At 69.1% G+C, this 6,909-nt stretch carries 6 protein-coding genes; 4 read left to right on the forward strand and 2 right to left on the reverse strand.

Features of this window, described 5'->3' with window-relative positions:
• Nucleotides 1–273: 273 nt before the first annotated feature.
• Nucleotides 274–2,064: an adenine deaminase C-terminal domain-containing protein gene (locus CV1CTNOD_RS05715; protein ID WP_131785121.1), complete on the forward strand. Its 1,791-nt coding sequence runs from the start codon at nucleotides 274–276 to the stop codon at nucleotides 2,062–2,064.
• On the opposite strand, the gene CV1CTNOD_RS24435 is transcribed toward CV1CTNOD_RS05715, so the two are convergent.
• Nucleotides 2,046–2,189, reverse strand: a complete 144-nt coding sequence (locus CV1CTNOD_RS24435; RefSeq protein WP_165485329.1) for a hypothetical protein — start codon at nucleotides 2,187–2,189, stop codon at nucleotides 2,046–2,048. The two genes, CV1CTNOD_RS05715 and CV1CTNOD_RS24435, sit on opposite strands and share 19 nt — an antisense overlap.
• A gap of 177 nt (nucleotides 2,190–2,366) precedes the next feature.
• On the opposite strand from CV1CTNOD_RS24435, the gene CV1CTNOD_RS05720 reads away from it, so the two are divergent.
• Entirely contained in the window at nucleotides 2,367–2,882 is a 516-nt protein-coding gene (locus CV1CTNOD_RS05720; RefSeq protein WP_131785123.1) for a hypothetical protein, read from the forward strand.
• A 505-nt stretch (nucleotides 2,883–3,387) separates the two neighbouring features.
• Here the strand turns inward: CV1CTNOD_RS05720 and CV1CTNOD_RS05725 are convergent.
• Nucleotides 3,388–4,596, reverse strand: a complete 1,209-nt coding sequence (locus tag CV1CTNOD_RS05725; protein ID WP_131785124.1) for a Rieske 2Fe-2S domain-containing protein — start codon at nucleotides 4,594–4,596, stop codon at nucleotides 3,388–3,390.
• Between the two features lie 646 nt (nucleotides 4,597–5,242).
• Between CV1CTNOD_RS05725 and CV1CTNOD_RS05730 the strand changes: the two genes are divergently transcribed.
• Both CV1CTNOD_RS05730 and CV1CTNOD_RS05735 read left to right on the forward strand, forming a co-directional pair.
• The gene (locus CV1CTNOD_RS05730; protein ID WP_431607074.1) at nucleotides 5,243–6,271 is read left to right on the forward strand and encodes an FAD binding domain-containing protein; all 1,029 of its coding nucleotides are present in this window, start codon (nucleotides 5,243–5,245) and stop codon (nucleotides 6,269–6,271) included.
• 37 nt (nucleotides 6,272–6,308) lie between these two features.
• Nucleotides 6,309–6,854 carry a (2Fe-2S)-binding protein gene (locus tag CV1CTNOD_RS05735; RefSeq protein ID WP_431607075.1) on the forward strand — a complete coding sequence of 182 codons (546 nt, stop codon included), beginning with the start codon at nucleotides 6,309–6,311 and terminating at the stop codon, nucleotides 6,852–6,854.
• Nucleotides 6,855–6,909: the final 55 nt, after the last annotated feature.

Below are 6,909 nucleotides of genomic sequence, written 5' to 3' on the forward strand. Positions count from 1 at the left end.
CGTCTCCCCGGTGCGTCGCTGTGATGTCCGGGATCTCTCGAACAGCCCACCGTTGTGACCACCGGCACCGAACCTATGACAGCCATGTTAAGATACCCGTTTTTGCGGGCGTCGCCGGCTCTGTGGCGGCACAGTAAGCGGCTATGCCGCGTTCGCGTACCCACTTCGAGGTCGCAGGGCTGCGCCAAGGCATAACGTACGTCACATTGTCGAACGAGTTCTTTGCGCAGGGTCATGTTCCATCCTCGTCCAAACGGTGTCTGCGGAGGCTTCATGACCGCCGGACGTGACCGCCAACAAGGGTGGCTCGCATGCGGACCCGGACCTGTGATCCGCCTGCCGGAAAGATCCCCAGCCGAACAAGATCATGATTCTTGCGCGCTTGGGCAGGTCCGGAAGCCGGTCGGGCAGGTCCGGAAGGCCCAGGTTTCCGGACCGTCGGCCGGACATGGTCGCCTCCCGCGGCGCGCAGCCGCGCACAGCGCCGACCTCGCCCCGAGCCCGGCGGAACTCCGGCGGCTGCACCGGGTCGCAGGTGGTCAGGAGGATGCGGACCTGATCGTGCATGGTGGCACGCTGGTCGTCGTCCACACCGGTGAGCTGCAGCGCCGTGACCTGCTGATCGTCGGACGGTTCATCGCCGCGGTGACACAGCCGGGGGCGCTGAGCGCTCGCCGTGCGCTGGACGCCTCCGGTCGCTACCTCCTGCCGGCCTATGTTGACGAGAACATCCGGGTCGAACGGACCTTGTTGACCCCCGGTGAGCTTGCTCGCGTCGTCGTGCCCCGCGGAACGGTCACCCTGCTGGCGGACACGAGCCGGTTGACTGCCTTGTGCGGACCGCGCGGCGGGCAGCTCGCCACCGCCACCCGCACCCCGATGCGGCTGCTGGAGGCACTGCCTGTAACGCCTGCCATGCCTGCCGCAATGACGACGATGGTGCCGCGGCAGCCGGTTTCCTTACCCGAGTCCGCCGGGGGACCGCCGCTGGACGTCACCGGCATGCCGGGGGCGTTCCCCGTGGGGCCCGAGCCCGACGGGTTCGGACCCGTCTCCCCCTCCGGGCCCACGTTCGGCTCCGGGTCCGGGTCGGCGTCGGGGGGTCTGCCGGTCGAGCGGACCGCTGACGACGACCCCTGGGAGGCGCTACTGGAAGCCTCCGATGGACGCACGGTGATCGATCTTGTCGTGCGCGGTCATCTCGGCCGGGACGTCCGCCGGGCGGTCAAGGCAGGCATGGACCCGCTGACCGCCGTCCGTATGGCGACTCTCGCCCCGGCCCGCCGCCACGGTCTGGACCACCTGCTCGGATCGCTCACGCCGACGCACCTGGCCGACATCCAGATCGTCAGCGAGATCGCCGGGCCCCACCCGCCGGAGGTCGTGCTCTCCGGTGGGCGGCTGGCCGCGGAGCGGGGACGCCCGCTGTTCGACAACCTCGACGTCATCCCCGCCTGGGCCCGCGAACGGTTGTCGCTGCCCCCGGGGCTGCACAGCGGATCGTTCACCGTGCCCGCGGCCTCTCTCGGTTCCGCCGGCCGGGCCGTGAACGGAGTCCAGGTGATCCTCATTCAGGGTGAGGAGCCGTGCGTTGAGGTGGTTATGGTGCGACCGGCCGTCACCGGCGGCGTTACCGGTTGTGCCGAGGCCGACCCGGAGCAGAACCTGCTGAAGGTAGCCCTTGTCACGTGCCGCGCGGATCAGCCTGCCGGGACGCGGGTCGGGTTCATCCGCGGGATCGGCCTGCGTCAGGGTGCGATCGCGATGACCACGAGCGTGGCACCCGGCGACCTGGCCATCATCGGGGCCGGCGACCACGACATGATGACGGCCGCCCGGGCGCTGGAGGGGATGGGCGGCGGTTTCGTGGTGGTCGACCGCGGATGGGTGTTGGCAGCCTGCCCGCTGCCGGTGGCCGGCGTGATGAGCGACGCCCCCTGGGATGCCGTGCGTGACCAGTTGGACGGCGTCGACGCGGCCGCCGCGGCGCTCGGCTGCACACTTGCCGCACCGTTTCTCACCCTCGCGCCGCTGGGCCAGCAGCTTTACTGCCCGCCGTCCTGACGGAACGCCTGCCCGCCGTCCTGACGGAACGCCTGCCCGCCGTCCTGACGGAACGCCTGCCCGCCGTCCTGACGGAACGCCTGCCCGCCGTCCTGACGGAACGTCCGGCACGTCGAATAGGACATAGCTTTGGCAGGGTCGGCTCTGGCAGGGGCGCTACCGGGCCCCGTAGGTCAACACGTGTATGGGGATGTACGGACAGCAGTCCGTGAGTGGGGGATCTGATGAGTCCGATGAGTCTGACGACCTTAATGGGCCGAGCGGAAAGGCCGCAGCTTCGTGCGGTGACGGCCGGAGCCGGCGTGGGCCTGACGCTCCTACTCGGTGCGTGTGGTGGCTCCACGCCGTCGCCCTCTGCTGCGGTCGCGCCGGCGACAGCGGCAGAGGCTGCTCCGAGCGTTCCACCCGTGGACCTGCCGACCGACCTGCCAACTGACCTGTTGGTGTCGCCGGGCACGGCTCCTCCGGCAGGGACGGCGGCTCCTCAGGTCACCGCGGGCGCGGGCGCGACCGCGGGGGTTGAAGCCCTTAAGGGAACGGTCGTCCCCGCGGGCTTTCCGTTCCCGAAGGGAGCGACCCCCACGGTCTCGGTGTCCAAGCCCCAGCGTGCGACGATCTCGCTGCATGACGTGACCCCCTCCGCGGCGGTCCAGTTCTACCGGCAGGCGCTGCCCGCCGCCGGTTACAAGTTCCTGCAGCAGGGTGGCTCGGACGGCAGAACGAAGCTCACCTTCGAGGAAAAGGGCCAGAACATCGAGGTCCTCGCGGGCGGCGACGGTAGTACCGACCTCGTTCTGCTCCTCTTCGAAAACCTGTAGAGCGGAAGGTGTAGGTGGAAACCGCTGCTGTAACGACGGTTTCCACCTACAGCTTCGTCATGCATGGATTGCGTGGGGGTTTCGGCGCGATGAGCCGGAGCGCCTGGAGGTGACACCGGTGTGTGTCATGGGTCTGAGGCCGTGGTGGCGGCGCGATCCCGAGGAGAAGAACTTGATTCTGGTCACAGAATTTTCCCCGGGTGGCCCGGACGGTCGTTGCAATTGCAGTGGTTGTTGTGGCGACTATTTGCCGAAGACCCGCGGACACCTGGTCTGAGCTGGCATTTTGCGCTGTTGGTCGCCGCCTTGGGAAGGTGGCGACCAACAGCGGTGTGGACGGATCGGGACATGGGGTGGGTGTGAGTGTCCGAAAGGCGGATGGGAGGATATCGGTACCGGGGTTTTGGTCGTTCTTTTTATATGCGTTTATGTGCGTCGGCAATCGGCGCGGGCCGATGACGGAAAGGCCGGAGGGTTGGGCGGGTTGCGGGTTGGGTCGGGGAGGTCAGGGGCGGGAGCCCGCCTTCGCGCGACGGGCGTAGCGGATGCCGCCGGGCCGGTCGCGCGTTGGGGTCAGCCGTGCCCGTTCGACCAGCGCGGACAGTGCTCGCCGCAACGCGATTCCGGCGCCGTCCGCCTGCACGCCGTCCGCTTGGACGCCGTCCGCTTGGACGCTGGTGGGCATGCTGTCTGCATGCATACCGTCCGTATGCATGTCGGCATCTGCGCCGGCGTCGTTGGTGCCGCAGCCGGTGGGTGTCAGCGGCAGGCCGTCGAGCGGGCGTCTTTGCCGCGCAGCGAGGTGCAGGTCCAAGATCATCTGTTCGATGCGGGCGGCCTCGGCCAGCCGGTCGGGGTTCCCGCCGAGATCGTTGCGGAGCAGGCGGGTGTAGATACGGGTGGACGCGGCGTCCTCGGGTTGCAGGCAGAAGAAGATCGTACTGGTGATCCCGACGTCGGGATACTCCAGTACCAGCCGGAGTTGGAACGGTGGCCGGTAGGTACAGGTCGACCGGTGGCGGCCGCTCGGCGGTCGCGGACCGGCCGCCGCTGCCGGCTTCCCGGAATTGGTGACTGTCTGTTCCATCCTTATACGGAATCCGTTGCCATCGGCAGCGATGCTACGGCGAAGGGTAATCGTTTGTTCGCCCACGCCGCCCACGCTGGTGCGGATCGGGCCAGTACGGATCGGGTCGGTGCAGACCACGCTCGGGTGGACGAACGGAAGGTTCGCGGCATCGAGGAGATCGTCGACAAGCACGGCCGCGCACGCCGGGCTCCGGGTGACGTCCAGCCACCGGGAGTCGAAGCTGGGATCGTCCGCCTCGGGCAGGCCGATGATGTCCGCGAACGGTTCCTCGGGGGCGATCCAGACCAGTCCGTGACGTTCGGTGGCGCCCCACGCCGGGGCGGCCCGGGTGCGTTCCGACCGGAGAGCGCCCGACTCGGGCGCGGACATGGCCGTACATGCACCGGATGCGACGAAACGCCAGCCGTGGTATGGGCAGACGTGCTGGGGAGCGTCGGAGCGGCCGGTCGAAGGTGGTGCCAGCAGATGCGGGCAGCGGTCGGCAAGGGCCGTCACCCGGTCGTCGAGACGGGCGATCACCCACAGGTCACCGAGGAGCCGCACGGATACCGGCTCGTCACCGATGTCCGATGACAGCGCGACCGGATGCCAGCCGTGCCGGAGCGAAGGATCTGTGTTCGTCATTCTTGGACGGACGTCAACCACCTCCTGGGGCAGAGGTCGCCGGACCGCAGCTGCGTATCAGGTGCAGATCACGAGCCGGGTTCCGATCCGGTCCGGCCGGGTCCGGTAACGAGTCCGGTAAAAGTGTTCTTCGAGTGTGCTGATTAAAACGAGCCCCTGTTTCGACCTCGCGTCCCGGGTGTGACACAAGGTGACGGTGATCGATATCTCATTGTCTTCCGGAAGCGACGCGGCCGCGGTTTCCATCCGAGGCCGCGGACCCAGCCGGCCGGAAATGATATGATCATGGTTTCTTCGTGCTCGGGGAACCCGCGGACATCGTCGTGAGGGCGCTCCCTTTTTTGCGTAATGCCGGACACCGCCGGACCGGACTGATATGACTCCCGCTGCGGATGTATCGTGTTCAATACGGATGAATGCGGCTGTGATCCATCGACGTCCGACTCGTCCACGTCGGCTTTCGTCGGGTGACTTCTGCTGCCGGCCGGCCAGGAAGCCCCCGCACGTCGCCGATAGTGAACATGCGTGTAACCTCGGGCCACTATCGTCGGCTGTCATGTGGGGTTGTGCGCGGCCGACCGTCATCCCTGCCATCACACCCGCCAGCGGGCTTCCGTGCCGTGAGGACGCTCCCACAGCAGCACGCATGATTGTTACTGCCGACGATGCGGCCGGCGGTCAGGTTGCCCACCCGCCCGGCCACTCGATGACCGGTCCGACCGGTCCGACCGGCCTGTACCGGCCGCTGACCGTGGCCGACGCCGTCGAGATCCTGGCCGACGGTGCGGCGGACCTGCTCGCGGGCGGTACCGACCTGGTCCCCGCGCTGCGAACCGGCCGGCGCCGGCCGCGACGGATCGTCGCCCTGCGCCGGGTCCTGGAACTGCGTACCCGGGGTGCCAGTGCCGACGGACTCATCGTCGGTGCCGGCGTCACCTACCACGACCTGGCCGGCTGGTCGCTGGCACCCGGTCTCGCCGCCATGGCACGGGTCGTCGGATCACCGCAGATCCGCAACCTGGGCACGGTCGGTGGAGCACTCGGCACGGCCGATCCGCGGGGAGATCTGTTGACCTTCCTGAGCGCGGCCGACGCCGAGGTCGTCCTGCACAGTGTGCACGGCGCGCGGACGGTGGCGATCTCGTCCTACCTGGCCGACGGCCGGAGCCCGGTCGAGCTGATCACGGCGGTCCGGCTGCCCCGGCCGTGCGGTCCCCAGGTCTACCTCAAGGTCGGCTCACGGCAGGCCGCCTCGGCGGCGCTGGTCTCGTGCGCACTGGTTGTCGATCGGGTGCGGGAGCGGGTCGCCTGCGCGATCAGCGGGGTGGCGAGCCGGCCGATCCGCCCGGTTGCCGCGGAGGACTTCGTCCGTGAGGGGGTCGACTGGTCGACGGGCACGGCTCCCGCCGACGTCGTTGCGGGCTTCGGCGAGCTTGTCACCGAAGCCGTCCAGACCGCCTCCGCTCCGCTCCCCGGCGATCTGCGCACCTCGGTGGCCTACCGCCGGCACGCCGCCGGGGTGCTGGCGGCGCGCGCAGCCGGACGCTGTCTGTCGGGCCCGCAGCCGCGTCCGACGGCTGGGGCACCGGCGGCGGCACCGGGGGGATCGGGTGCGCCGGCAACACCGGGTGCATCGGGGTATCAGCGGGCGGCCGGCGGGCACGGGCATGAGTGAGTGTGTCCACCGGGGCGCGTCCATTGGAGGAGGTCCATTGCACGGCGCCGAATGCAACATCGGGCCTGCTGCCACGTCCGGCAGTGACACCTGTACCGACGTCGATGCCGAACCGCGGGTGTCCTACCAGCTCTACATCGACGGCAGCCTGCGGGAGGTGACCGATGTCTGGTTCGGGGAGTCCCTGCTGCGCGTGCTGCGTGACCAACTGGGCGTGCTGTCGGTCAAGGATGCCTGCGAGCAGGGCCGGTGCGGTTCCTGCTCGGTCCTGATGGACGGCCGGTTGGTGACAAGCTGTACGGTCCTTGCCGCGGACGCTGCCGACGCCCAGGTCACGACCGTGGCCGGGTTGGGTGTGGGCGGGCCGGCGCGCGCTGTGCAGGCCGCGTTCCTCGCCCACGGCGCCGTCCAGTGCGGTTTCTGCACGCCGGGGTTCGTGGTTGCCGTCACCGACCTGCTGGCCCGGCGTCCCGACGCCGATGAGGACGAGATCCGCGAGTCGCTGGCCGGCAACATCTGCCGGTGCACCGGCTACGGACGGATCATCGCCGCGATCCGATCGGTCCAGGATGCCCGCTGGTGACCGAGAACGGGCTGGTGACCGAGAACGGGCCGGCGACCGGGGGCGGGCCGGCGAC

It is taken from the genome of Protofrankia symbiont of Coriaria ruscifolia (genome assembly GCF_900634745.1).
In the GTDB taxonomy this organism is placed as follows: domain Bacteria; phylum Actinomycetota; class Actinomycetes; order Frankiales; family Frankiaceae; genus Protofrankia; species Protofrankia californiensis.

What these genes read in the sequence shown, in the direction of transcription:
- CV1CTNOD_RS05725 (WP_131785124.1), bottom strand. Translation starts at nt 4,596, where the DNA reads ATGACGAACACAGATCCTTCGCTCCGGCACGGCTGGCATCCGGTCGCG.
- CV1CTNOD_RS05730 (WP_431607074.1), top strand. Translation starts at nt 5,243, where the DNA reads ATGATTGTTACTGCCGACGATGCGGCCGGCGGTCAGGTTGCCCACCCG.
- CV1CTNOD_RS05715 (WP_131785121.1), top strand. Translation starts at nt 274, where the DNA reads ATGACCGCCGGACGTGACCGCCAACAAGGGTGGCTCGCATGCGGACCC.
- CV1CTNOD_RS24435 (WP_165485329.1), bottom strand. Translation starts at nt 2,189, where the DNA reads ATGTCCTATTCGACGTGCCGGACGTTCCGTCAGGACGGCGGGCAGGCG.